This window comes from Streptomyces sp. RKND-216 (genome assembly GCF_004795255.1).
Taxonomy (GTDB): Bacteria; Actinomycetota; Actinomycetes; order Streptomycetales; family Streptomycetaceae; genus Streptomyces; species Streptomyces hazeniae.
Genome location: NZ_SSBQ01000002.1, coordinates 4,310,187 through 4,335,479, shown reverse-complemented (window position 1 = coordinate 4,335,479; position 25,293 = coordinate 4,310,187). Strand labels below are relative to the sequence as shown.

5 protein-coding genes are annotated in these 25,293 nt (G+C 75.5%); all 5 read right to left on the bottom strand.

The window, feature by feature from the left end:
• Positions 1–144: 144 nt before the first annotated feature.
• From E4198_RS18820 to E4198_RS18800, 5 genes are read right to left on the bottom strand one after another with little or no spacing between them, the layout of a single operon-like run.
• Entirely contained in the window at positions 145–9,552 is a 9,408-nt protein-coding gene (locus E4198_RS18820) for a non-ribosomal peptide synthetase (RefSeq protein WP_136184189.1), read from the bottom strand.
• Positions 9,549–16,745 (bottom strand): non-ribosomal peptide synthetase, encoded by a 7,197-nt coding sequence (locus E4198_RS18815; protein ID WP_136184188.1) that lies wholly within the window; start codon positions 16,743–16,745, stop codon positions 9,549–9,551. Before E4198_RS18815 ends, E4198_RS18820 begins: the two co-directional genes overlap by 4 nt.
• Positions 16,738–17,649 (bottom strand): 3-hydroxyacyl-CoA dehydrogenase family protein, encoded by a 912-nt coding sequence (locus E4198_RS18810; protein WP_247597740.1) that lies wholly within the window; start codon positions 17,647–17,649, stop codon positions 16,738–16,740. Before E4198_RS18810 ends, E4198_RS18815 begins: the two co-directional genes overlap by 8 nt.
• Positions 17,650–17,682: 33 nt before the next feature.
• The gene (locus tag E4198_RS18805) at positions 17,683–23,298 is read right to left on the bottom strand and encodes a condensation domain-containing protein (RefSeq protein WP_168711471.1); all 5,616 of its coding nucleotides are present in this window, start codon (positions 23,296–23,298) and stop codon (positions 17,683–17,685) included.
• Between the two features lie 49 nt (positions 23,299–23,347).
• The gene (locus tag E4198_RS18800; RefSeq protein ID WP_136184186.1) at positions 23,348–25,285 is read right to left on the bottom strand and encodes a non-ribosomal peptide synthetase; all 1,938 of its coding nucleotides are present in this window, start codon (positions 25,283–25,285) and stop codon (positions 23,348–23,350) included.
• Between the last annotated feature and the right edge of the window lie 8 nt (positions 25,286–25,293).

Below are 25,293 nucleotides of genomic sequence, written 5' to 3'. Positions count from 1 at the left end.
GGGGCACGGCCGGATGCCCGTCGGCCGTACCGCGGGCGGTGACCGGGCACAGGGCGTCTCCCTCCAGGGCGGCGTGGGGGGCCGCGGCGCAGCGGCTCCACCCGTGCCACTCTCGCCCTGCGGCGCGTGGAGCGGCCACCGGTCCTAACCCGTCCGGGGGACCGGTACGTGGCGGACGTCCGCGTCCTCCGGGCCGACGGGAACCGCCCTCAGCACGTCGCGGACCACGCGCTCCGGCGCGGTGGCGACGGCCCGCAGTACGTCCTCCAAGTCGGCGGCCAGCGTCTCGACCCTGGCCCGGGGGACGACGTCGGGACGGTGGTCGAACCGGAGTGCCAGGCCGCCCTCGCCGGCGAAGGCGACCAGCGTGAGGGGGTAGTGCGCGGCGTCCCGCCCTTCGATCCCCTGGACGCGGAGGCCCGGAGCACCGTCGTGCAGCCCGGCCTCGTCCAGGGGGTAGTTCTCGAAGACCACATGGGTGTCGAACAGCTCGCGTCCCGCCAGCCGCTGGATGTCACTCAGCCCCAGATGGTGATGGGGCAGCATGCGGGTCTGCTCCCGCTGGAAGCGCTGGAGCAGACCGGAGAGCGTCTCCTCCGGATCGAGCGCCACCCGTACCGGGACCGTGTTGATGAACAGCCCGATCATCGCGTCCATGCCGGGCACTTCGGGTCGGCGACCGGAGACGGTGACGCCGAAGGTCACGTCGCGTGCCTCGGCGCGGCGGGCCAGCACCATCGCCCAGGCGGCCAGCAGCAGGTTCCCCAGGGTGAGGCCCTCCCGGGACGCCGCACGTCGCAGGTGATCCGCCGGCGGATCGGCGAGGACGAGGGGCATCGACTGCGGCGGGAGCGTCCCCACGCCGGCCGCGCCGGAGGTCAGCCCGGCCGACTCCGCGATGCCGGACAGCTCCTCCCGCCAGGCCTCCCGCGCCGCGTCCCGGTCCAGTTCCGCAAGGGCGGCCAGGTGGTACCGGTAGGGCGTGACCGGGGGCAGCGCTCCGGCGTCGCCGCGGTGGGCGTACAGGGTGAACAGTTCGCGCAGCAGCAGCGGCATCGACCAGCCGTCCAGCAGCAGGTGGTGGTTGGTCAGCACGATCCGGTGGTCGTCGGTGCCGCAGGCGAACAGGGTGAACCGGAGCAGCGGCGGCCGGTCCAGGGGGAAGCGGCGGCGCAGGTCGGCGTGCGCCAGACGGGCGAAGACGCGTTCCCGCCGGCCGGGTGCCACGCCGGTGAGGTCGACCTCCCGCCAGGGCGGTTCGACGTCGCCGGACAGCACCTGCACCGGCCGGCTCGCGCCGTCGTACACGAACGCCGCGCCGAGGTGGGGGTGGCGTGCCAGGAGTGCCCGCGAGGCGGCGCGCAGCCGGCCCGGATCGGGTCGCTCTCCGAGCCGGACGACGAACTGGGCCTGGTAGACGTCGGGGCTCTGCGGTGCGAACAGCGCGTGGAAGAGCAGCCCTTCCTGGAGCGGCGTCAGGGGCAGGACGTCGGTCACCTGCGGGTACGCCGCCTCCAGCCGCTCGATCTCCGGCTGCCGCAGCCGCACGAGGGGCAGGTCGGAGGGCGTGAGTCCGCCGGCGTGCGGGGTGGCGGCCAGGGCGACGAGCCCGTCCAGGGCGGCGAACCACAGTTCCGCCAGCTCCCGGATCTCGCTCGTCCGGAACAGTCCGGCCGTCCAGGACCACTCCCCGCTGAGCACCGGCCCGTCGGGGCCGTCGGCGGTCAGCGCGTTGAGGTCGAGGCAGTGGCCGCCGGGCAGCGCGGACGCGTCCGGCTGCGGGTCGTCGGCGGCGGGGGTGTCGTCGCCGGGGCCGAGGGCGTCGCCGGTGACCGACCAGTCCTCCTCGGCGGACGCGGCGAAGCGGCCGAGGTAGTTGAAGCCGAGCTTCGGGGTCGGCAGGCCGGCGAGCCGGGGCCCGGTCCGCGGGTCGAGATAGCGCAGCACGCCGTAGCCGACTCCCCGTTCGGGGACGGCCAGCAGCCTCTCCTTCACCTCCTTCAGCGCCCGGCCGAGGGCCGGCCCGGCGCCCAGCACGTCGCTCCAGGCGCACCCCGTCCGCGGCAGCCGTACCGGGTGGACGCTGGTGAACCAGCCGACGGTGCGGGAGAGGTCGACGCCGTCCGTCTCGGGACGACCGTGGGACTCGCGGTCGAGGAGGACGTCCCCCTCGGCGAGTCCGCGGCGGCGGCGCCATTCCTCCACGGCGAGGGCGAAGCCGGTGAGGAGGACCGGTTCGACACCGCAGCGGAAGGCGGCACCGACCTCGGTCAGCAGGGCGCGGGTCCGCTCGGGTGGCAGGTGTGCGCGCAGCCGGCCCACACCGCCGCCGCCGTGCGCGGGGGTGTCGGCCCATTCCGCGGCCCCGTCCGCGAGGGCGGCGGTCCACAGGGCCGTCTCACCTGCGCGCGAGCCGTTCTCGCCCTGGGAGGCGAGCAGGCGTGCCCACCGGGTGAGTGAGGTGCCGGCCGGGGGCGGTTCGGGGCGCCGCCCGGAGATGAGGGCGGCGTCGGCCGCGGCCAGATCCGGCAACAGGATGCGCCACGACACTCCGTCCACGGCGAAGTGGTGGACGGCGAGCACGACGCGCCCGTGCCGGTGCGGACCGCCGTCGACGTACACCGCCCCCACCATGCGCCCGACCCGCGGGTCGAGCGCCTGCTGCACCTCGTGCGTGGCCCGGGCGAGCACGGCCGCAGGCGGCCGTTCGCCGTCCTCCGCACCGGTGGTGAGCGTCGGGGCGACGCAGTCCTCGGCCCGTACGGCGCCTGCCGGCTGGATGTGAAGGCTCCACGGCGCGGTCCGCTCCGCCGGCCCTTCGGGGGCGTCGAAGCGCAGCCGCAGCGCCGGGTGGTGGTCGATGACCGCCTGGAGGGCGGAGACGAGCCGGTCGCGGTCGAGCCCGCGGGGCGCCCTCAGCGTCATGCACTGGCTGAACCGCACGGTCTCGCCGCCGTGTTCGCGCCACCAGCTCATCACGGGGGTGAGCGGAACCGGCCCGGCGTCCTCGGGCGCGGGCGCCGCCGGCCCGCCGTCCGCGCTGCGGGCGTTCCGCCCCCCGGACGCAACGGGCCGTGCGACAGTGGCGAGTTCGGCCATGGTGGGGTGCTTGAAGACGTCCCGGACGGTGAACCGCAGACCTGCGGAGCGCGCCCTGCTGACCAGCTGGATGGCGGTGATGCTGTCGCCGCCGAGGTCGAAGAAGCGGTCGTTGACGCCCGGCGCGGGGACGCGCAGCAGGTCAGCGACGAGGCCGCAGAGCACCTTCTCGCGGTCCGTGGCCGGGGCCGTTCCGGTGGGCTGGGGCGCGACCGGGTCGGGCGCGGGCAGCGCGGCCCGGTCCAGCTTGCCGTTGCGGGTCAGCGGCAGCCGGTCCAGCGTCACGTGCGCCGCGGGCACCATGTAGTCGGGCAGCACCTGTTCGGCGTGGCTCCGCAGGGCGGGCCAGTCCACCGCCTCTCCCTCGGCCGGGACGACGTACGCGACCAGGCGCCGCTCCCCCGGCCGGTCCTCCCGGGCCACGACGGCCACCTGACCGGCCCCGCCGCGACCGGTCAGCGCGGCGGCCACCTCGTCCGGTTCGATGCGGAACCCGCGCAGCTTCACCTGGTCGTCGGCGCGGCCCAGGAACGCCAGGACCCCGCTCGGGAGCCACTTGACCAGGTCGCCGGTGCGGTACATCCGCGTCCCGGGCGGCCCGCAGGGGTCGGCGACGAACCGTTCCGCGGTGAGGCCGGGCCGGTGCAGGTAGCCGCGGGCCACCCCGGCGCCCGCCACGTACAGTTCGCCCGCCACACCGGCGGGGACGGGCCGCAGCGTGTCGTCCAGCACGTGGACCCGGGTGCCGTCCAGGGGGCGCCCGACGGGAATCCCGGATCCGCCGTGCGGCTGCTCCACGTCGCCGGCGGCGAGGGTGTGCCGGGTGGCGAACGTGGTGGTCTCCGTGGGGCCGTAGCCGTTGACCAGGCGGGTGGACGGGCAGTGCCGCCGCACCGCGCGGACCGCGGGCGGGGAGACCACGTCGCCGCCGGTCCACACCTCCTCGAGGGTGCGCAGCGCGCCGGGCTTCTCCTGTGCGACCAGGTGGAAGAGTCCGGCCGTCAGCCACAGGGTGGTGACCTTCTCCTCGGTGACGACCCGTTCCAGCCGTTCCACGTCCAGGTCGCCCGGTGGAGCCACCACGACGGTGCCGCCGGTCAGCAGCGGTCCCCAGAGTTCGAAGGTGGCGGCGTCGAAGGAGTGCGGGGAGTGCAGGAGGGTACGCCGCGGCGTCCGGTCCGGTGCGGCGCCGTCGAGGGCGAGGGCGACGATGTCGGCGTGGGTGACGGCGACGCCTTTCGGGGTGCCCGTCGAGCCGGAGGTGTACATCACGTAGGCCAGCGCGGCGGGGTCCGGTACGGGCGCCGGGTCCGGCTCCGTCGCGGTCCCGGCTTCGGCGGGCGCCGGGTCCGTCGCGGCGCTCACGGCGACGACGCGGGGCCCGCCCGGCCACGCCCTTTCGCCGTCGCGCCCCTCCCGGGTGACCAGCAGCGCGGCCGCCGACTCGGCGACGACCCGTTCCTGCCGGGCGCGGGGCGCCCGCGGGTCGAGCGGCACGTAGGCTCCCCCGGCCCCGAGGACGGCCAGCAGGGCGACCACCAGGTCCGTGGAACGTTCCAGGTCGACGGCCACCGGCGTCTCGGCCGTCACTCCGCAGGCCGTCAGCCGCCGGGCGAACCTCGCCGCGCACGCCGCCAGTTGCCGGTAGGTCAGGGTCGTGCCGGCGGCGCGCACCGCGACGGCGTCCGGGGTCGCGCGCACCTGTGCGGCGAAGCGCTCGGGAACGGAGCACCGGGCGGAGCCCGGCAGGGGCGCGCCGGTGCCCCACGCGGCCAGGAGGCGGCGCTCGTCGGCGTCCCGCACGTCGAGGCGGTGGACCGGCCCGTCGGGATCGGCCGACGCCTGGTCCAGCAGCAGCCCCAGCCGTCGGCTGATCGCCGCGGCCGTGGCCCGGTCGAACAGGGCGCTGCGGTACTCCAGCCGGCCGTCCAGCCCGCGGCACCGCCCGTCGGGGTCGCGGTGTTCGTGGACGCTGAGGCACAGGTCGAACTTGGCGGTGCCGGTGGCGAGGGCACTCACGGAGGTGTCCAGCCCGGGCAGGGACAGGTACTCCGGCAGAGCAGGCGTCAGGGTGAGCATCACCTGGAAGAGCGGCTGTCCCGCCGCGCTGCGTTCCGGGTCGACGGCGTCCACCACCAGGTCGAAGGGCACCTCCTGGTGGGCGAAGGCGGCGAGGTCGGACGCGCGTACGCGGGCGAGGAGTTCGCGGAAGGTGACGGCTCCGGAGGTGTCCGTGCGGAGGACGACGGTGTTGACGAAACATCCGACAAGGCGGTCGGTGCCGACGTCGCCGCGGCCCTCCACGGCCGTGCCCACGGGGATGTCCGTGCCGGCGCCGAGGCGGGTCAGCAGGGCGGCCAGACCGGCATGGACCACCATGAACAGGCTGGCTCCCCCGGCTGCGGCGAGGTCGGCGAGGCGCTGGTGCACCCCGGCGGGCACCTGGAAGGGCACGCCGTCGCCGGCTCCGTCGTCGCCGTCGGGGGACGGGGCGCGGTCGGTGGGCAGCGGGAGCCGCCGCGGCAGGTTCTCGAGTGCGGTGGTCCAGTGGTCCAGGCCGGCGGTGGGCTCCGGTGGGGGGAGTTGCCGCCGCGTGTGGTCGCCGTAGTGCACGGGCAGCGGAGGCCAGGCCGGCTGCCGGCCGCTGCGGCGTGCGGTATAGGCGGTGGCCAGATCGGTCAGCAGCGGTTCGAGCGAGGCCGCGTCGCAGGCGATGTGGTGGAGCAGCAGAAGCAGGGCGTGTCGCCGGGGGCCGCAGGCGAACAGCTGGGCCCGCAGCGGCGGTTCCTTCTCCAGGTCGAAGGCGTGGCGGGCGGCCGCTGCCAGCGCGTCGTCCAGCTCTTCGGGACCGATGGCGGCCTCGGGCTGCCACAGGGCCGCGGTCGAGGGGTCGAGCACGTGCTGCTCGGGGTGGTCGCCGCGGGTGGTGACGACGGTGCGCAGCGGTTCGTGGCGGGTGGCCACGTCGAGCACCGCGCGGCGCAGCGCGGCCTCGTCGAGCGGGCCCGATGTGCGGAGCACGAGCGGGATGTTGTAGGCCGGGTCGGGGCCGGTGAGCGACTGCTGGGCCCAGAGACGGCGCTGCGCGGGGGACAGCGGGGCGCGGCGCGGCCGGGGGCCTGCGGCGGGCGCCGGCCGCTGCTCGGCCGGAGCGGTCGGGCGGGGGCGCAAGCGGGCTGCGAGTGCGGCGACGGTCGGGTGGGCGAACACGTCGCGCACGTCGATGTCGGCGTTCATCTCGGCACGCACGCGGGCGACCAGGCGGGTCGCGCGGAGGCTGTCGCCGCCGAGGTCGAAGAAGCCGTCCTCCGGTCCGGCCCGCTCCACCTCGAGCACCTGCGCGTACAGCGCCGCCAGTTGTCGTTCCCCGGCCGTCGCCGCGCGCTGCGGTGCCGGGTGGGCGGAGGGGCGCACGCCGGGGTCGGGCAGTGCCGCACGGTCCAGCTTGCCGTTGGGGGTCAGCGGCAGACGTCCGGTCCGGACGAAGACGGTGGGCACGAGGTGGTCGGGGAGCCGGTCGCGGAGGTGGGCGCGCAGCCGGGCCTCCCAGCCGCCGGGCTCCGTGACGGCGCCGGGCTCGCCGACGCCGCCGGGCTCCGTGACGGCGCCGGGCTCGCCTCGGTCCCGCGGCACGACGTAGGCCACCAGCCGGGCCTCCTCCCCCGTGCGGCCCGTCTTCGCGGCGACCGCGGCCTGTGCCACTCCGGGCGCGTCCGCGAGCGCGGCTTCCACCTCGCCGGGTTCGATGCGGAAGCCGCGCACCTTGACCTGGGCGTCGGCCCGCCCGGCGTATTCCAGTCCGCCGTCGGCACGCCACCGGGCCAGGTCGCCGGAGCGGTACAGCCGCGTGCCCGGAGGGCCGAACGGGTCGGCGACGAACCGGGCGGCGGTCAGCCCGGGCCGGCCGAGGTAGCCGCGTGCCACGCCGGTGCCCGCCACGTACAACTCGCCCGTCGTGCCGGGCGGTACGGGTCGCAGCCGGTGGTCGAGGAGGTGGAGCCGCAGTCCCGGGAGGGCGGTTCCCATCGGGCTGCCGCGCCCGGCGAGGTGGTGCGGTGCGAGGTCGAGCCGGGTCGCGTGGACGGTGGTCTCGGTGATGCCGTACATGTTGGTCATGGCGGGCGCGGCGTCGCCGTGCCGTCGCCGCCAGGACCGCAGGCGTTCGGGGTGCAGGGGCTCGCCACCGAAGATCACCTGTCGCAGCGCCAAACCACGTTCCGGGCCGGGGTCCTCGGCGTCGGCGCGGTCGAGCGCGTGGAAGGCGGACGGCGTCAGGTTGAGCACGGTCACCCGCTCGCGGGCGAGCAGGTCCAGCAGCGCGCGGGGCGAGCGGGCGTCGTCGTGGTCCACCACCACCAGGCGGCCGCCGTGGGCGAGGGCGCCCCACATCTCCCAGACGGAGAAGTCGAACGCGCAGGAGTGGAAGAGCGTCCACACGTCCTCGGGGCCGAAGCGGAAGGAGGCCGCCGCATCCCGGAGGAGGGACACGGCGGCGTGGTGCGGGACGACCACACCCTTCGGGCGTCCGGTGGAGCCGGAGGTGTAGATCACGTACGCGGGGTGCGCGGGGGCCGGTGGGTCTGGGCGGACCGCGTCCGTGGGGCCGGCCGGTCCCGCCGGGACCGGCTCGCGGTCCAGTACGGCGAGGTCGTCCGGCGTGAGGGTGTGGACGGGGCGTGCGTCATGGAGGATCGTGCGGAGGCGTTCGGCGGGCCAGCGGGGGTCGAGCGGCAGGTAGGCGGCGCCGGTCTTGGCCACGGCGAGGAGCGCGGTGACCAGGTCGGCGGAGCGCGGCAGCCGGACGGCGACGGTCCGTTCCGGTCCGGCTCCCCGGTCCAGCAGCGACCTGGCGAGCCGGTTGGCGCGGTCGTTGAGCCGGCGGTAGGACAGCACGGTCCGCCCCGCGGTGACCGCCGGGGCCTCCGGGGTGCGCGCGGCCCACTGCTCGACGAGCTGCGGGAGCGTGGCGGGAGAGGGCGAGGGCTGGGCGGGAGGAGGCGGGGCGGGGCGCGGCACGAACAGCCGCCGTTCGCCGGGGGTGAGCGGATCGATCCCCTCGGCTGGCAGGTCGGGGGCGCACGCCAGCCGGCGCAGCAGGTGGGCGAACCGGCGTGCCTCGGCGGCGGCTTCGCCGCCGGTGAAGCCGACCGGGTCGGCGTCGAGGACGACGCGCAGTCCGCCGCCCGGCCCGTCGCGGTGGACGGTGAGGGACAGGTCCTCGACCGGGCCGATGGCGATGTTGCGCATGACCATGGGCCGTCCGGCGAACGTCCCGCCGTAGTCGAAGGGCAGCACGTTGACCGTCATGGCGAACAGACGCCGTCCGCCCGGCCCCCGGCGCGCTCCCGCGCCGGTCAGGCCGAGGTCGCGGCGCAGGTCCTCGATGCGGTAACGCTGGTGGTCGAGGGCCGCGGACAGTTCGGCGTCGGTCGCGCGCACCAGGTCCGGCACGGGCAGGCCGGCCTCGGCCGGCAGGCGCAGCGGCACCACGTTCGAGAGCATGCCGGGAGCCGTGCGGACGGCTTCGCCCCCCCGGCAGGTCACGGGCAGACCCACCGTCACCTCACCGTGGCCGTCGGCACCGTGCCGGCCGCCGCCGGGGTCGGCGTGCGTGCGGGCGCGCAGGTGGAGGGCCGCGGCGGCAACGACCAGCGCGGGCCAGCGCACGTCGAGCCGCCGGGCCCGCTGCCGCACCTCCCGCCAGGCGGCCGCCGGGAGCACGGCGTCGCGGCGCAGCGCGAGACCGGGCGCGTCGCCCTGCCCGTGCCCGGACGGGGCGCTCCAGCGCAGGTCGCCGGCGTCGGGCCGGTCGGCGGTTCGCCGCAGCCAATACGCGCGGTCGGCGGTGTACGCGGGCGAATCGCGGTAGGCGGCCTCCGCTTCGAGCAGTGTTGTCAGCGGCGCCAGGTGGCCCGCGGACGGCGGCGGCTGTCCTGCCTCCAGGGCGGCGTAGACCTCGCCGAGCCTGCGGGCGAAGAGGGAGGAGCTGAAGCCGTCGAGCACCAGGTGATGCGCGCCGAGATACCAGCAGGAGCGGGTGCCGGAGAGCTTCAGCAGCGCACCGCGGAACAGCGGCCCGCGCTCCAGGTCGAAGGGGCGGGCCAGGTCGGCGCGCATCCATGCGCCGGCGGCGCGCCGGGGGTCCGGCTCGTCGCCGACGTCCACGCACGGAACGTCCCAGCCGGGCAACGGGCCGAGGTGCTGACGGGGTTCGCCGTCGGAGGGGACGGCGAACCGGACGCGCAGTCCCTCGGCTTCGGCGATCGTCCACTGGAACGCCGTGCGGAACGTGCCGGCGTCGAGCGGTCCGTCGACCTCGACGCCGATCCCCACGTGGTAGCGGGCGGAGTGCGGCGCGAGCGCCTGGCCCAGCCACACGCCGGACTGTGCCGTGGTGAGGGGCACCCCGGGGTGCCCCTCACCTGCGGCGCCCGGGGAGGGGAGCACGCTCATGCGCCCGTCCCTCGCAGGCGCGGCAGCAGTGCCCGGCCGATTCCGGCCAGGGCATCGGCCCGCCCCATCCGGCCGTGGGTGTGGTCGACGGGGACGACCTCGGGCTTGCCGCCGTCCAGGTACGGCAGCCACAGGTCGGCCGCGACCTGCGGGTCGGTCTCGCTGGCCGTGAAGACCAGCGCGTCACCGGCGAACCGCCCGGGGGTGTGGGAGCGGGCCAGGATGCCGTTGTTGAGGAAGATGCGGCAGATGGCCTCGATGCGCGCCTCGTCGAACAGGGCGAGCTGGCCGGTGCGGTCACGGGTGATCTCCATGAACCGCGGGTAGGTCAGTGTTTCGCCCGCCCAGGTCGCCGGGTCGTAGCCGAAGAGTTCCAGGACCATGCTCAGCACCGCGCCGACCCCGCCGTCCGCAGGTGCGCCGCCGTCCTCCGTCCGGCACGCGTCGCGGTCCTCGGCCCCGCCTTCGCCGGAGCCGGCCGACGGACCGGCCGGGTAGGCGTCGAGCAGCGACAGCAGGCCGACGCGCTCGCCGTCGCGCTGGAGCTGCACGGCCATCTCGTGGGCGACCAGCCCCCCGAACGACCAGCCCAGGAGGTGGTACGGGCCCTCCGGTTGCACGCGCCGCACCTGGGCCAGGTAGTCGGCGGCCATCTCGGTCAGCGTCGCGGGCAGCACCTCCGGCGCCTCCAGTCCGCGCGCCTGGAGACCGTAGAGCGGCTGGTCCTCGCCCAGCGAGGTGGTGAGCCCGGCGTACGCCCAGGCGATCCCGCCCGCGGCGTGTACGCAGAACAGCGGCGCCCTGCTCCCGGACTCGCGCAGCGGCAGCAGCACTCCGGTGCCGCCGGTGTCTCCTGCGACGGGTTCCGGAGCCGTCCGCCGGGCGTCGTCGCGCCCGGTCCGTGGCGGCTGCCCGCCGCCGGTGCCGGCGGTCTTCGCCCCGGCCTCCTCGTCCCGTACCTCGCCCAGGCTCCGCGCCGGGTCGGTGGCCGCCGTGGTCAGCAGCCGCACGAAGCGGTCGGCGAGGTCCTTGACCCGGTCGCGTTCGATCAGGTGCGGGCGGTGGTCGAAGCGGAGGAAGAGGCGCTCGCTCCGCGCCGAGACGATGAGCCCGAGCGGGTAGTGCGGGGCGTCGTCGCCGCTGGCGCCGGTGAGGGTGAGCCCGGGCGCCGGGTCTGCCAGCACGCCTTCGATGGGGTAGTTCTCGAAGGCCATCACCGTGTCGAACATGTCACCCATGTCCGTGATACGCCTGATGTCGCCGAGTCCGATGTGGTGGTACGGCATCAGCCGGGTCTGCTCCTGCTGAAGCCGTACGAAGAGGGTACCCAGCGAGTCCCGAGCGTTCAGCCGTACGCGGGTCGGCACGGTGTTGATGAAGAGTCCCACCATCGTCTCGACGCCGGGCAGTTCGGCGGGCCGTCCGGAGACCACGGAACCGAACACCACGTCGTCGCCGCCGGTCGTCCCGCCGAGCAGGACGCCCCAGCACGCCTGGAGCACGGTGTTGAGGGTCACGCCGTGGCGGCGGCTCATGTCGACCAGGGCGGTGGTGGTCTCCTCGGTGAGTTCGGCCGTCACGTGGGACGGCGGCAGCGGCCTGGAGCCGCCCTCGTCCGCCGCGAGACGGGTCGGCGTGGTCAGCCCGTCCAGCGCCTCGCGCCAACTGGCCTCCGCCTGGGCGGTGTCCACCTGCTGGAGCCAGGCGAGGTACTCGCGGAAGGGGGTGACGGCCGGCAGGCCGGCGGCGGTGTCCCCGGCGGGCTCCAGGGCGTTGCGGTAGAGCGCGAACAACTCGCGCACCAGCACCGGCAACGACCAGCCGTCCAGCAGGATGTGGTGGGTGCTGAGCACCAGCGTCCAGCTCCGCTCGCCCGTGGTGACGAGCATCATGCGCAGCATCGGCGGCGTGGCCGGGTCGAACGGGCGGCCCCGCTCGACCCGCATCAGCCGCCGCACCTCGCGCTCCCGCTCGTCCGCGGACAGCGCGCTGACGTCCTCCTCCCGCCAGGGCAGCCGGGTCCCCCCGCAGATCACCTGCACGGGCTGGCGCAGCCCCTCGTGGGCGAACGCGGCCCGGAGGTTGCCGTGGCGCCGCAGCAGCGCCTGACCGGCGTCGCGCATGCGTGCCGCGTCCACCGCACCCTCCAGGTCGAGAGCCAGCTGCACCGTGTACAGGTGGACCCCGTCGTCCCCGGGGCCCTCGTCGTCCGCGGTGTCCGTCCCGCCGGTCTCGTCCCAGCCGTCGGTCTCGTCGGCCATCTCGCCGAGCAGGACGTGGTAGAGCATGCCCGCCTGCAGCGTGGACAGGGGCAGCACCTCCTCCAGGTCGGGGTGCGCCTCCTCCAGCGCGTCGACCTCCCGCTGTTCGAGGGTCACCAGCGGGAAGTCGGACGGCGTGCGCCCGCCCGCGCCGGGCTGCGCCGCGTACGCCGACAGCGCGTCCAGGGCCTCGAACCAGGCGTCGGCGATGCGCCGCACGACCGCTTCCTCGACGACGCCCTCCGGCCACACGAACGAGACGGCCAGTTCGGTGCCGTCGGCGGCGTCCTGGGTGAGGACGTTGATGGACAGCGGGTGGGTGAGCGGCATCTCGGCGTCGGCGCCGGCGCTCATGGTGGTCTCCGGCGCGGGAGCCCAGTCCCGCTCCCCCGCGGCGGCGGGCAGCATGAAGCGCCCGAAGTAGTTGAAGCCGATGTCCCTCGGGGGCGCGGCGGCGAGGCGGCCGGAGGTCCGCTCGTTGAGGTAGCGCAGCATGCCGAAGCCGATCCCCTTGTCCGGGATGGCCCGCAGCTGCTCCTTGATGCGCCGCAGCGCCTGTCCCAGCGCGGGTCCGTCGTCCGGCGCGGCCGGGCCGGGGGCGAGCCGCACGGGGTACATGCTGGTGAACCAGCCGACGGTGCGCGAGAGGTCCGCGCCGGGGACGACCGGTTCCCGGCCGTGGCCCTCCACGTCGATCAGCACGTCGCCCTCGGTGCCCAGGGTGTGGCGCACGGCCAGGCTGAGCGCGGTGAGCAGCACGTCGTTGATCTCGCAGTGGAAGGCCGCCGGGAGGGTGGTGAACAGGTGCCGGGCGCGTTCGGCACCGAAGGTGAGCACGTGGGACCGCGCATGGGCGGTGGTGTCCCGCACCGGATCCAGCGGACGCTTCGCGAGCTCGGGCCCCGGGGCCGCCAACATTTCGGTCCACAGCGGCAGTTCGGCGAGCCGCTCGTCTTCGTTGGCCTGTGTGGAGAGCGCACGGCTCCACTGCCGCAGCGAGGTCTCGACCGGCTGGAGCCGCGGCTCGTCCCCGGCCTCGAACGCCTCGTAGGCGGAGGACAGGTCCGGGACCAGGATGCGCCACGACACGCCGTCGACGCTGAGGTGGTTGCCCATGAGCATCAGCCGGCCCGGGGTGTCCTGACCGGCGTCCAGCCACAGCAGCCGCACCATCGTGCCCGCGCGGACGTCCAGCTCCCGCTTGGCCCGTGCCGCCTCCCGGCCGATCGTCGCGGCGAAGTCGCCGTCCAGCCCGGACACGTCGATCCGCCGGAGGCAGGCCGTGGCGCGTACCGAGCCGGGCGGCCGGACGACGAGGCGCCAGGCGGCGGCGTCGGAGACGTGCAGCCTCAGCCGCAGTGCGTCGTGGTGGTCCAGGAGCGTCTGCAGCGCCTTCGTCAGCAGGTCCTCCCGGAGCCCGCCGGGGACCTGGAGCAGCGCGGCCTGGTGGAAGCCGTCGACGGGGCCGCCGAGTTCCCGCAGCCAGTGCACGATCGGGGTGAGCGGCACGTCGCCCGTACCGGAGGAACCGCGGCCTCCCGTCGAGCGGGCCGTCTCGCGGGCGACCGCCGCGAGGGCGCGGACGGTCTTGTGCTCGAACACGTCCTGCGGGGTGAGGACCAGACCGGCCTTCCGGAGCTGGCTGACCAGCTGGATGGAGACGATGCTGTCGCCACCGAGGTCGAAGAAGCCGTCGTCGGGACCGACTTCGGCGACGCGCAGCACCGAGGCGAACGCGGCCGCGACCATCTCCTCGCGGGAGGTGGGCGCCGGGGCGGGCTCCTCGACGGGGGTCACGAGGGTGGTCGCGGCGGTGGTCTCGGCCGGGACCTCGGCAGGAGCGCGGGTGCCGGTTGCGGCCGCGGTCTCGGCGGCGGTCCCGGTCTGGGTCTGGGCGGATGCCGTCGGCCGCTCCGGCGGGTCGGGCGTCCACCGCAGTTCGGGCTGCTCGGGCTGCTCGGGCCCGGTCCGGCGGTCCTCCGCAGGCGTCGCGAGAGCGGCGGGGGCCGCGCCCGCAGCCGCGACGGAGTCGGCGCCGGGGCCGGGGTCGGGAAGGGCCTGGCGGTCGAGCTTGCCGCTGGGCGTGCGCGGCAGGGTCTCGAGGACCGTGACGTAGGCGGGGACCAGGTGGGCGGGGAGCCGGTCGGCCAACCAGGCCCGCAGTGCGGCCGGCGCCGCACCGGACGGCCCGGCGGGTACCGCGTAGGCGACGAGCCGGGCTTCGCCGGCCGCATCGTCCCGTACCACGCAGACCGCCTCGGCCACGTCGGCGTGGCGGCCCAGCACGGCTTCCACCTCCCCCAGTTCGATGCGGAAGCCGCGCACCTTGACCTGCCCGTCCATCCGGCCGAGGAAGTCGAGCCGGCCGTCCTCCCGCCGGCACACGAGGTCGCCGGTGCGGTACATGCGCTCCCCCGCGGGGCCGAACGGGTCGGCGACGAAGCGGCCGGCCGTCATCCCGGGCCGGTGCAGGTAGCCGCGGGCCAGCCCGGCACCCGCCAGGTACAACTCCCCGGGCCGTCCGGCCTCGACCGGCTGCAGCGCGGTGTCGAGCACGTAGGCGCGCACGTGGCCCAGCGGGCGGCCGACGGGCGGGGTCAGGCCGTCGGGGTCGGGCCCGTCGGTCCACGCGGTGGCGTACACGGTCGCCTCGGTCGGCCCGTACACGTTCATCAGCCGGGTGCCGGGCAGGGCGGCTCGGACCCGGTCGGCCAGCGGGGCGGGCAGCGCCTCGCCCCCCAGCGCGAGCGTCGCGGCGGACAGGTCGAGGTCGCCGCCGTCGAGTAGCTTGGCGAGGACGGACGGGATCGCGCACACCAGCCCGCCCGACCAACGCGGCGGGTCACCGTCCATGAGCGACAGCAGATTCCGGACGACCTCGACCCGGCCACCGTGCGCCAGGGTGGGGAAGATCTCGGCGACCGACACGTCGAAACTGAACGACGTCGCCGCGAGGGTGTGTGCGAGGCTCCGCGGCCCGAATTCCGCGAGGCCCCACGCGACCAGGGCGGCGGCGTTGCGGTGGGCGACAACCACGCCCTTGGGTGTGCCGCTGGAGCCGGAGGTGTAGATCACGTACGCGGGGTGCGCGGGCAGCAGCGGGGCGCGGCGGTCGGCGTCGGCGAGCGGCGCCGGGGAGGCGTCGCGCAGCTCGGCGGCGGTGCCCGACGCGTCGAGGGTGAGGACCGGCGCGCCGGAGAGCGCGTCGTCGTGGCCGGCGGCCGTGTCCGTCACCACGCAGCAGGGCCGCGCGTCGCGGAGCATGAACCGCAGCCGTTCGGCGGGGTAGGACGGATCGAGCGGCAGGTAGGCGGCGCCGGACTTGAGCACGGCGAGCATCGCCACGACGGTCCGGGCCGAGCGGGGCAGCAACAGCCCCACGGTCCGCTCGGGTCCTGCACCGCGGGCCACGAGCAGCCGGGCCAGCCGGTTGGCCTGCTCGTGCAGTTCGCGGTAGGTGAGGCTGCCGGACGCATCGCTGACGGCCACGGCGTTTGCGTGCCGGGCGGCCGCGGCGTCGAGAAGCTCTAGCAGGGTGCGGGGGCGCTGCGTGCGGCCGCCGCCGTCGCTCAGGGCCAGTGCGGAGCGCCGCTCGTCGGCGCCGAGCAGGTCGAATGCGGCCACGGCGCGCCCGGGCTCGGCGGCGGCCCCGGCCAGCAGCCGTGCGAACCGCTCGCGGTGGGAGTCGGCCTCGGCGGCGGTGTACCGGTCGGCGGCCCCGACGAAGGCGACGGACAGCGTCCTCTCCGCGGTGTCCTCGTCGACGACGATGCGCAGGTCCGGGACGTGCGGGCCACCGAGCCGCCGTACGCGGGCCATGTGGTCGCCGAAACGCACCTCCTGGGCGTGCAGGCGGACGTCGACGACTGGCCCGTACAACGGACCGCCCGTGACGCCGAGTTCGCGGCACAGCTCCGCGTGACGGAACCGCTGGTGCTGCCGGACGTCGGCGATCTCCCGGGCGACCTGCCGCGCCAGGCGGGTGAACGACGTGCCGGGGCGCACGGTCACGCGCAGCGGTGCGACGTCGCCCGCGGCGCCGGGGACGCGCCGGGACGCGCGGGTGGCGCGGCCGTCCACGGGCAGGCCGAGGACGACGTCGGTGCTGCCGGTGAGGCGGTGCACGTACGCGGCGACGGCCGCGACCAACACCGCGACGGCGTCGGTGCCGGTGCTCCGGGTGGCCGCCCGCACCCGGGCGCTCTCCTCGGCGGAGAGGGGCGCGGGGCGGGACGTGACGGGCTCGCCGCCGGCCGCTCCGGATCCGGCCGGCCCGGTGGCCGGGGACGCCGGCTCGGGGCGGTCCGCGTACCGCGCCAGCCAGTGGTCGCGGTCCGCGTCCCGCTGGCCGGAGGCGCGGTACTCCCGCTCCTCGTCGTGCAGCAGGGACAGCGGGGGGAGGGCGTGCTCCTGGTGCGGCCATCCCTCGGTCCGGGCGGTGTGGACCTCGGCCACGCGGCGGGTGACCAGGTGGCAGCCGAAGGGGTCCAGCACGGCCGGGTGGTGGCGGTGGAACCAGTGGAAGCGGTCCGGGCCGAGGCGGAGCAGGGCCTGCCGCGACAGCGCCTCCCCTTCCCGCGGGGGCCGGGCGGCCGTCTCGGCACGCACCCACTCCGCGGCGGCGGACTCCGGGTCGGGGTCGGCGCCGAAGTCGATCACGGGGAGCGGGAGGTCGGCGTCGGGGTCAAGCCGGAGAGCGGCGTGACGTCCGTCGCCGGGGCCGTCGGCGTCGTCGGCTTGCCCGGCGCGTCGCATGCGCAGCGCGTCGCTCTCGCGCACCACGGTGCGTACGGACTCCTCGAAGGCCGCCGTGTCGAGCGGGCCGCGTATCTCCACGACCTCGGCGACGTGGCCGCCGCCGTCGGCGGACGGAGTCCACGCCTCCCGGCCGGCCTCGGACATCGCGGTGCGCGCAGTGTGGTGGTCAGCCATGGCTGGTCTCTCCCCGTGCGACAAGAGGGCTCTGCGGATAGGAGTGGAAGCCGCGGCCGGCCTTGCGGCCGACGCGTCCTTCGGCGACGAGCCCGGCCAGCAGCGGGTAGGGCCGGAAGCGTGCGTCCCCGGTGTGCGTGCGGAGGACGTCGAGTGTGTCGACGACGGTGTCCAGGCCGATGAGGTCGCCGGTGCGCAGCGGCCCCATCGGGTGGCCGAAGCACTCGCGGAAGACGCGATCGACCGTCTCCGCGTCCGCGGTTCCCTGGTCCAGGACCGCGGCGGCTTCGTTGATGGTCAGCATGAGGACGCGGTTGGTGACGAACCCGGGCCCGTCCCCCACGACGACGGGCTTCTTGCCGATCGCCGCCAGCAGGTCCCGGGTACGCCGCAGCGTCTCCTCACTCGTGCGGGCCGAACACGCCACCTCGACCGCGTCCTTGACCGGTGCGGGGTTCATGAAATGGGTGCCGATCACCCGGTCGGGGCGGCCGGTGAAGGACGCAAGCCGGGCGATGGGGATGGCCGAGGTGCAGGACGCGAGGATGGTGTCGGGCCCGCACACCCGGTCCAGCTCGCGCAGGATCTCCTCCTTCAGCGGCTCGCGTTCGCGCGCGCACTCGACGACGAAGGACGCCTGCGCGAGATCGCCCGGCTCGGCCGAGAACTCGACCGGGGCGACGGCGTCGGCCAGGGCCGCGTCCGCGCCGCCGCCGAGCAGCCGCCGCAGCCGCATCCCGGAGCGCAGCCGGGCCGCTCCGTCGCGGCGGGCCTCCTCGTGGGGGTCGACGACGACCACGCGCCGGCCGGCCTGCGCGAAGCACTGGGCCACGCCGGCGCCCATGGTCCCCGCGCCGACGACGCCGATCGGTGCAGGCGCCTCGATGTCTTGGTGTTCGCCCACGGTCGCGGGCCTCCTTCTGGTCCGTCGGGCAGGTCAGTCGGCGAACGCGGTGTCGTCGGCGAGCCAGAGGGCGCTCAGCGGCACCTCCGGCTCGCGGCACCCCCGGCGCAGCAGCGCCGTCAGGTCGGCCGCCGCCGCGACCACCGTCTCCTCGTCGAAGAGTTCGGTGCGGTAGGTGACGGAGACGGTGAGGGCGCCGGGCTCGGGCCCTTCCAGCACCGACCAGGCGAGGTCGTGCCCGGCGGTGGCTGCGGGCAGCAGCAGGCGCCCGTCACCCGCACCGGGCCGTACCTCCAGGCCGGCCACCGCGCCGAGGCCGCTCGGCAGCCGGTGGTGGGCGTAGGTGAGGTCGAACAGTGGCGCTCGGCCTGGCTCGCGGGGCGGGCGCAGCGCGTGCACGACGTCCTCGAACGGCACATCGGAGTGCGCGGAGGCTTCCTCGACGACGGCGCGTACCCGCCGGGTCAGCGTCTCCAGGCCGGGGTCGTCCGCCGTGCTGATGCGCAGCGCGAGCGGGTTGGCGAACGGGCCGACGGCCTCGCCGGGGCGGGGGCGGCCCGGGTCCTCGGCGGTCGAGTCGGTGTCGGGGGCCGCCTCCGCCAGTCCGACGACCGTCTCGTGGGTGCCGGAGCGCCACGCGCTGATCGCCGCGATTCCCGCGAGCAGGCGTTCCCGCGTGCCGCCGCGCGCCAGCGCGTGGGCGAGGTCGGAGGGCACCCGGAGGGTGTGGGTGGCGCAGGCGTGGGTGCCGGACGTCGGGCGTGGCCGGTCGGTGGGCAGCCCGCCGGAGGGAAGGCCGGTCAGGGTCCGTCGCCAGTGGGCGAGTTGTCCGTCCAGCAGGCCGTCGGCGCGCAGGTCGCGCTGCCACCGGGCGTAGTCGCCGTAGGAGACGGGGGGCGCGGGCGGCGCGGGCTCCCGGCCGCAGCGCGCGGCGTAGAGGGCCAGCAGGTCGCCGAAGAGCAGGCCGGGCTGGGCACCGTCGTACGCGTCGCGGTGAGTGGTGACCACCAGCAGACGGCTGTCCGGGCCGGTGGTGACGAGCAGGGCCCGTGCGGGTGCGCCGGTGTCCGGGTCGGTCGCCGTGCGGCCGTGCGTGCGGGCCAGTTCCCGGGCCGCGGCGGCGGGGCGCGGGCGGTGGGAGACGTCGAGCGTGCGGAAGCGGCCCTCGCCGCCCCGCGGTGCTGCGAGCTGCTCCTGTTGCTCCTGTGCCGTGGATGCCGGGATGCTGGTGCGCAGCACCTCGTGGCGTTCGGTGAGGTCGTCGAACGCCGCCCGCAAGGCGTCCTCGTCGACGTCGCCTCGCAGTTCCAGGCACGAGGAGACGGCGTGGTCGTCGGGGACGGAGACCGACCGTGACGCCCGCTCGGGACGGGCGGCCGCTGAGGCGGGCCGGTCGCCGACGGCGGCGGGGCGGCGGGCCGGTGGGCCTGCGGGCAACTGGTCGTAGCCGGTGTCCTCGTTCTCGGCCGCGGCCCAGAGCAGGTCCAGCAGCGACTGCGCCATGGCGGCCACCGTGTCGCCGTCGAAGAGCCGGGTGCTGTACTCCACAGCGACCTCCAGCTCCTCGTGGTCGGGCCGTTCCGCCATGACCACGGTGAGGTCGAACTTGGCGGTGCCCGCCGGGAGTCCGGGGAACTGGGGGGTTTCGTCGTCCCCGCCGCCGGGCCGGCCCGGGTTGAACGTGGTCCTCTCCCCCAGGGCGAATTCCGGCGGGAGCGTCTGGTGCACGTACATCACGTCGAAGATCGGATTCCGGCTCGGGTCGCGGTCCGGGGCGACCTCGCGCACCACCCGGTCGAAGGGGATCTCCTGGTGCTCCATGGCCTCCAGCACCACGGTGCGCACCCGGCGCAGCAGATCGCGGAAGGTGACGTCACCGGAGAGGTCGGAGCGCAGCGCGATGGTGTTGTTGAAGAAGCCCAGCAGTCCCCAGAGTTCGGGGCGGCTGCGGCCGATCGTCGGGGTGCCGACGACGACGTCGCGCTGCCCGGACCAGCGGGAGAGCAGCACCTTCAGTCCGGTCAGCAGGACCATGAACAGGGTGGCGGTCTCCCGGCTTCCCACCGCGCGGAGCCGGCGCACCAGCTCGGCGGGGACGGTGAAGCCGTAGGTGGCACCCGCGTAGTCCATCCGTGCCGGGCGGGGCCGGTCCGTGGCCAGTTCGAGGGCGGGCGGGTCGGCCAGCTTGCGGCGCCAGTAGTCGAGTTCGCCGTCGAGCAGGGCGCCTTCGAGCAGGTCGCGCTGCCATCGTGCGTAATCGCGGTACTGCACGGGCAGCGGCTCCGGGCGGTGCTCACGGCCCTGGCAGCGGGCCTCGTAGAACCGGATCAGCTCGCCCATGAGGATCTGCGGGGCCCACCCGTCGTTGACGCCGTGGTGCATCGTCCAGCAGAAGAGGTGGTCGCCGGGGGCGATGCGCACGACGGCGACCCTCACCAGCGGGTCGTGCGCCACGTCGAACACCCAGTCGGTCTCGTCGCGGACGGCGGCCCGGGCCGCGGCTTCCGGATCGGGTTCCGCGGAGACGTCCAGCACGTGGAAGAAGTCGCCCAGTTCGGGGCGAATGGCCAGGCCGGGGCGGCCGTCGGACTCGACGAAGTTGGAGCGGAGCACCTCGTGGCGCCGGGCGAGGTCCTCCCATGCCAGCCGCATGGCTTCCAGGTCGAGTTCGCCGCGCATGCGGGTGGCGCCGGGCAGGTTGTAGAGCCGGGTGTCCGGGTCCAGCTGGTGGTGGAACCACATCCGTTCCTGGCCGTAGGAGAGGGTGGGTTCCTGGCCGGGGCGGATCGGCGGCAGCCGGTGGAGTCCGTCCGCGTCGGCGGCCGGCGTCGGCATGGTGCGGCCGCCGGGAGCGGCAGGCTCGACGGCGGCGCCGGAGGGCTCCGGAAGGCGTGCGGCGATGGCGTCGGCGAGGTCGGAGACCACCGGGTGGGTGTAGATGTCGACCAGCCTGAGCGCGACGGCGTACCGGCTGATCACCCGCTCGACGAGCTGCAGGGCGATCACCGAGTTGCCGCCGATGGAGAAGTAGTCGGCGTCGGCGGCCACGTCCTCGGCATACAGCAGCGCGGCCATGGCTTCACGCAGCCACGGCAGCACCGTGTCACCGGTCTCGGCCGCCCGGCCGGGCACCGCGGAATCCGCCTGCGGTTGCGGTTCCGCTTGCGGTTCCGGTGCGGCCACAGACCGGGCCGGTTCCGGTACGGTCTCGGCGCTGCGGAGGGGAACCGGCTCGCGGCCGGGCGAGGCGGGGGCCAGCACGGAGACGGTACGGCCCGGCACGGTCGCGGCGGGCGGGGGCGGGCCCGCCTCGGCCGGTATGGACGCCGCCGGGGTCGGCTGTGCGGGCGGTTCGAAGCGGATGACGTCGCCCTCCTGGCGGGCCCAGCAGCGCACGCCGCGGAAGGGATGGCCCGGAAGCGGTATCCGTCCCGGCCCGGGGTGCCCGTCCCCGGTCTCCGGCCGGAGCGCGGACCAGTCGAGTTCGACGCCGCTCTCGTAGAGGCGGCCGAGTACCCCCAGGATGTCCTCGGCCTCCGCACCGAGCCGGACCACCCGTGCGTCCGCTCGGTCGGCGAGGTGGTCGCGGAGCAGGTCACTGATCTCGCCGTGTGCCGCCGGCTCCACGAAGACCACCGGACCCGCGGCGAGTTGCTCCTCGACCGCGGCGCGCAGCCGCTCCGGCCGCACCGGGCCGCCGAAGGCGTCGCCGGACTCGTCGGCCCTATCGCCGGACTCGCCGCCGGCACCGGTGTCGCGGGCACGACGCAGCGCGGCGGTGTCCTCAGCCGTGAGCCGGCCCTGAAGGTGGCGCGCCGCGTACCGGGAGACGCCCGAACTCATCAGCCCGGCCAGCCGCACACCGGCCGTGGTCAGCGCGGCGTGGGCGGCGAGCTGGCCGCGCACGCGGTCCGCCGGGCCGGGCGGCAGCGGCAGTCCGTCCGGCAGCGCTACCTCGGGACCGTCGGGCAGTCCGGTGGCGTCGCCGGAGAGGAGCAGCACCACGCGGGGCGGGCCGGAGGATCCGGAACCGTCGGCCCGCCCCCCGGTCCCGCTCCCCGGCTCACGTCCGTCACCCGACGCGCCCTCGTCCTCCACCGCGTCCAGACGCGTCCAGAGGGCGTGCGCGGCGAGCTGCGTCGCCAGTTCGGCGGTCGTGCCCGCCACCAAGCTCCGGCGGTGAGGGTGGTGGTCACGCCCCTCGTTGAGGGTGCGCGCCACGTCGTCCAGCGGCGGGTTCTCGTCGCGCAGCACGAGCGACAGGCGCTCGCAGAGGAGCACGAGGTCGTCGGCGGTGCGGGCGGACACGCCGACGAGTCTCCGCGCGCGGTCCGCCCGCGACGGCCGGGACGGGCCGCCTGCGCCGGTCGCCGCGGGCGGCTGCTCCACGACGCAGTGCGCGTTGATTCCGCCGAGGCTGAAGGAGCTGACACCGGCGCGCCGGACGTCCGCCTGCCAGCTGCGCGTGTCCGTGACCACCTCGAGACGGGCGGCGCGCAGGTCGACATCCTCGGCGGGGCGGTCGAAGTGCAGCGAGGGATACAGCTCGCCGTGGCGGACGCTCAGGACCGTCTTGACGAGTCCCGCGATGCCGGCCGCGTGGTCGAGGTGCCCGAGGTTGGTCTTGACCGAGCCGACCGGAAGGTCGCCGGCTCCTTCGGGGACACCGGTACGGGCGAGCGCCAGCCCTTCCACTTCGACGGCGTCGCCGAGGCGGGTCCCGGAACCGTGCGTCTCCAGGTAGCCGGCGGTACCGATGTCGGCTCCCGCGTGCTGCCAGGCCCGGCGGATCACCTCCGCCTGGGACCGGGCGGAGGGTGTCGCGATGGTGGCCGAATGGCGTCCGTTGTGCACGACGGCGGTGCCGCGGATCACCGCGTGGATGAAGGCGCCCTCGCGCAGAGCGCGGTCCACCGTGGTCAGCAGCAGCACGGCGCCGCCCTCGCCGGCGCCGGCGCCGTCGGCCTTCTCGTCGAACGCCCGGCACCTCGCCGTCGGCGAGGCGATGCCGGGGAAGGCGGCGACGGCGGCTTCGGGCGCGATCACGTGGCGCACGCTGACGCCGCCCACGACGGCGTAGTCGGCGTCCCCGTCGCGCAGTTCACGGGAGGCCTGGTGCACGGCGACCAGCGATCCGTTGCACCCGGTGTCGACGCCGTAGCAGGGGCCGGTGAAGCCGAACAGGTGCGAGACGCGGGCGGGCAGCCCGCAGGGGATGTTGCCGATCATGCTGAGGGTGCCGACCTCGCGCACCAGCGGCAGGTAGCCGTTGCTGGGCGAGCTGAAGACGACGGCGGTGCGCGAGTCGCGCATGCGGGAGGCGGCGTAGCCGGCGTTCTCGAGGGCTTCGCGGGTCAGTTGCAGTGCGATGCGGTGCTGGGGGTCCGTCACCTCGGCCTCGCGCCGGGACAGGCCGAAGTACGCGTGGTCGAACAGGTCGATCCGGTCGAGGTAGCCCATCTGCGGGTACACCGCGTCGGGGTCCAGACAGGTCGCCTCCCTGCGCTCCGGCGGCATCGGGCGCACGGAGTCGCGGCCGGCGCGCAGGTTGGCCCGGAACCGGGTGATGCCGTCGGCCTGCGGAAACCGGGCGGAGATGCCGATCACCGCGATGCCGGGCCGGCCGCGTGTCGCGCTTGTCCCGCTCATATCGCCTTCCCGTTCGCTCGTCGCCTGGGGTGCCACCGGTGGGACCGCCTCACAGCTCATAGGCGGTGAGGGTGTCGTCGCCCGGCTCGGGCATCCCGCCCAGCCGTGCCGTGAGGGCTTCCGCCTGGGCCGTGATGGTGGTGAGGTCGAACAGCTCCCCGACGCGCACCGCGCCGGGCCAGTGCTGCTCCAGGCGCTTGTGGAGTTCGAGCACCTTCAGCGAACTGCCGCCGACCGCGAAGAAGTTGTCGCGGGGGCCGGTCTGCTCGTGCTGGAGCACCTCGGCCCAGATCCGTGCCACCTCCCGCACACGGTCGTCGGCGCCGTCCGCCGCGCTCCCGGCCTGGTCGCCTTCCGCTGCGGCGGGATCGTCACGGAGCAGCGCCTGGAGCTCCGAACGGTCGGCCTTGCCACTGGAGTTGAGGGGCATGCGGGCGAGCTCCCGGAAGACGGCGGGGACGGCCTGGACGACGAGGTACTCGGCGCAGTGCGTGCGCAGGTCCGGCCACGACGGCAGCGGGGCGTCGGCCGACGCGGGGGCCAGGAAGGCGACGAGCCGTGGTTCGTCGGCGCCGGAGGTGTCATGCAGGACGACGGCCTGGCCGACCCGCGGGTGACGTTCGAGAGCGGCCTCGACCTCGCCGAGTTCGATCCGGGTGCCGCGGAGTTTCACCTGGTCGTCCGTCCTGCCGTGGTAGTGGAGGGTCCCGGACGCGTCGGCCTGCGCGACGTCGCCCGTGCGGTACAGGCGCGCGCCGGGGCGGCCGAACGGGTCGGCGACGAACCGCTCCGCGGTCCTGCCCGGCTGCCCGGCGTAGCCGAGCGCCACGAAGCTGCCGCCGATGTACAGCTCGCCGCGTTCCCCGGCGGGCACCGGCCGCAACCGGTCGTCCAGGACGTGGGCCTCGGCCCCGGCCCAGGGCATGCCGATCGGGATGCGCGGCCACGTGGGGTCGGGGTCGGGCTGGACCGTGCAGGAGATGGTGGTCTCGGTGGGGCCGTACTCGTTGACGAGGCGGGTGCCGGGCAGCAACCGGTGGTGGCGGCGCACGAGTTCCGGGGTGCACGCCTCGCCGGCGACCACGACCAGCCGCAGCGTCTCCGGCAGCAGCCGGCTCTCCTCCAAAAGCGCGCGGTAGTAGGAGGGGACCACGATGAGGTGGGTGGCCGCGTGCCGGCGGGCCAGCCCGGCGAGTTCGTGGACCTGCCGCAGTTCCTTCTCGTCGGGGAGCACGAGGGTGTGGCCGCCGGTGAACGACCAGAACATGCCGCCGAGCATGCCGTCGAAGGACAGGCGCATCGCCATGACGAACGTGGAGCGCTCGGTGCCGTACACGCGGTACCGCGGGTGGATGGACGCGGCCAGCTGCGCCCGGCTCACCATCACCCCCTTGGGCGCGCCGGTCGACCCGGAGGTGCAGACGACGTACACGGGCGCCGACTCGGGGACCTCGGCGTCCCCGGACCCCCCCGCGACCACGGGCCCGGCGGGTGCGCCCTCGCTCAGGTCGCTCAGGTCGCTCAGGTCGCTCAGGTCGCTCAGGTCGAGGATGCCGGGCGGGTGCGGCAGGCCGGCCGGGAGAGGGTCCGGGCGGGCGGTGACCAGGACGGCGCAGTCGGTGTCCGCGAGAAGCGCGCGCAGCCGGTGGGGCGGCTGGTCCGGCTCGACGACGGCCCAGGCGGCCCCGGCCCGCAGCGCGGCGAGCATGGCGATCACGGCCGTGGCGGACTGCCGCATCCGTACGCACACCAGCCGGCCCGGGCCGGCGCCCCGTCGGCGCAGGTGCCCGGCCAGGGCCGCCGACGCCCGGTCGAGCGCGCCGTACGTCAGCCGTGTGCCGCCGACGATCAGCGCGGTCGCGGAGGGGGATCGCGCCGCCTGCCGCCGGAACCCCTCCAGGACGCCGGGCACGCCGGTGCCGTCGTGGCCGGCCGGGGCCGGGCCCCGGCCGGGCTCGTTCGTGCTCTGCACGGTCTGCTCGCGCACGGTCGCCG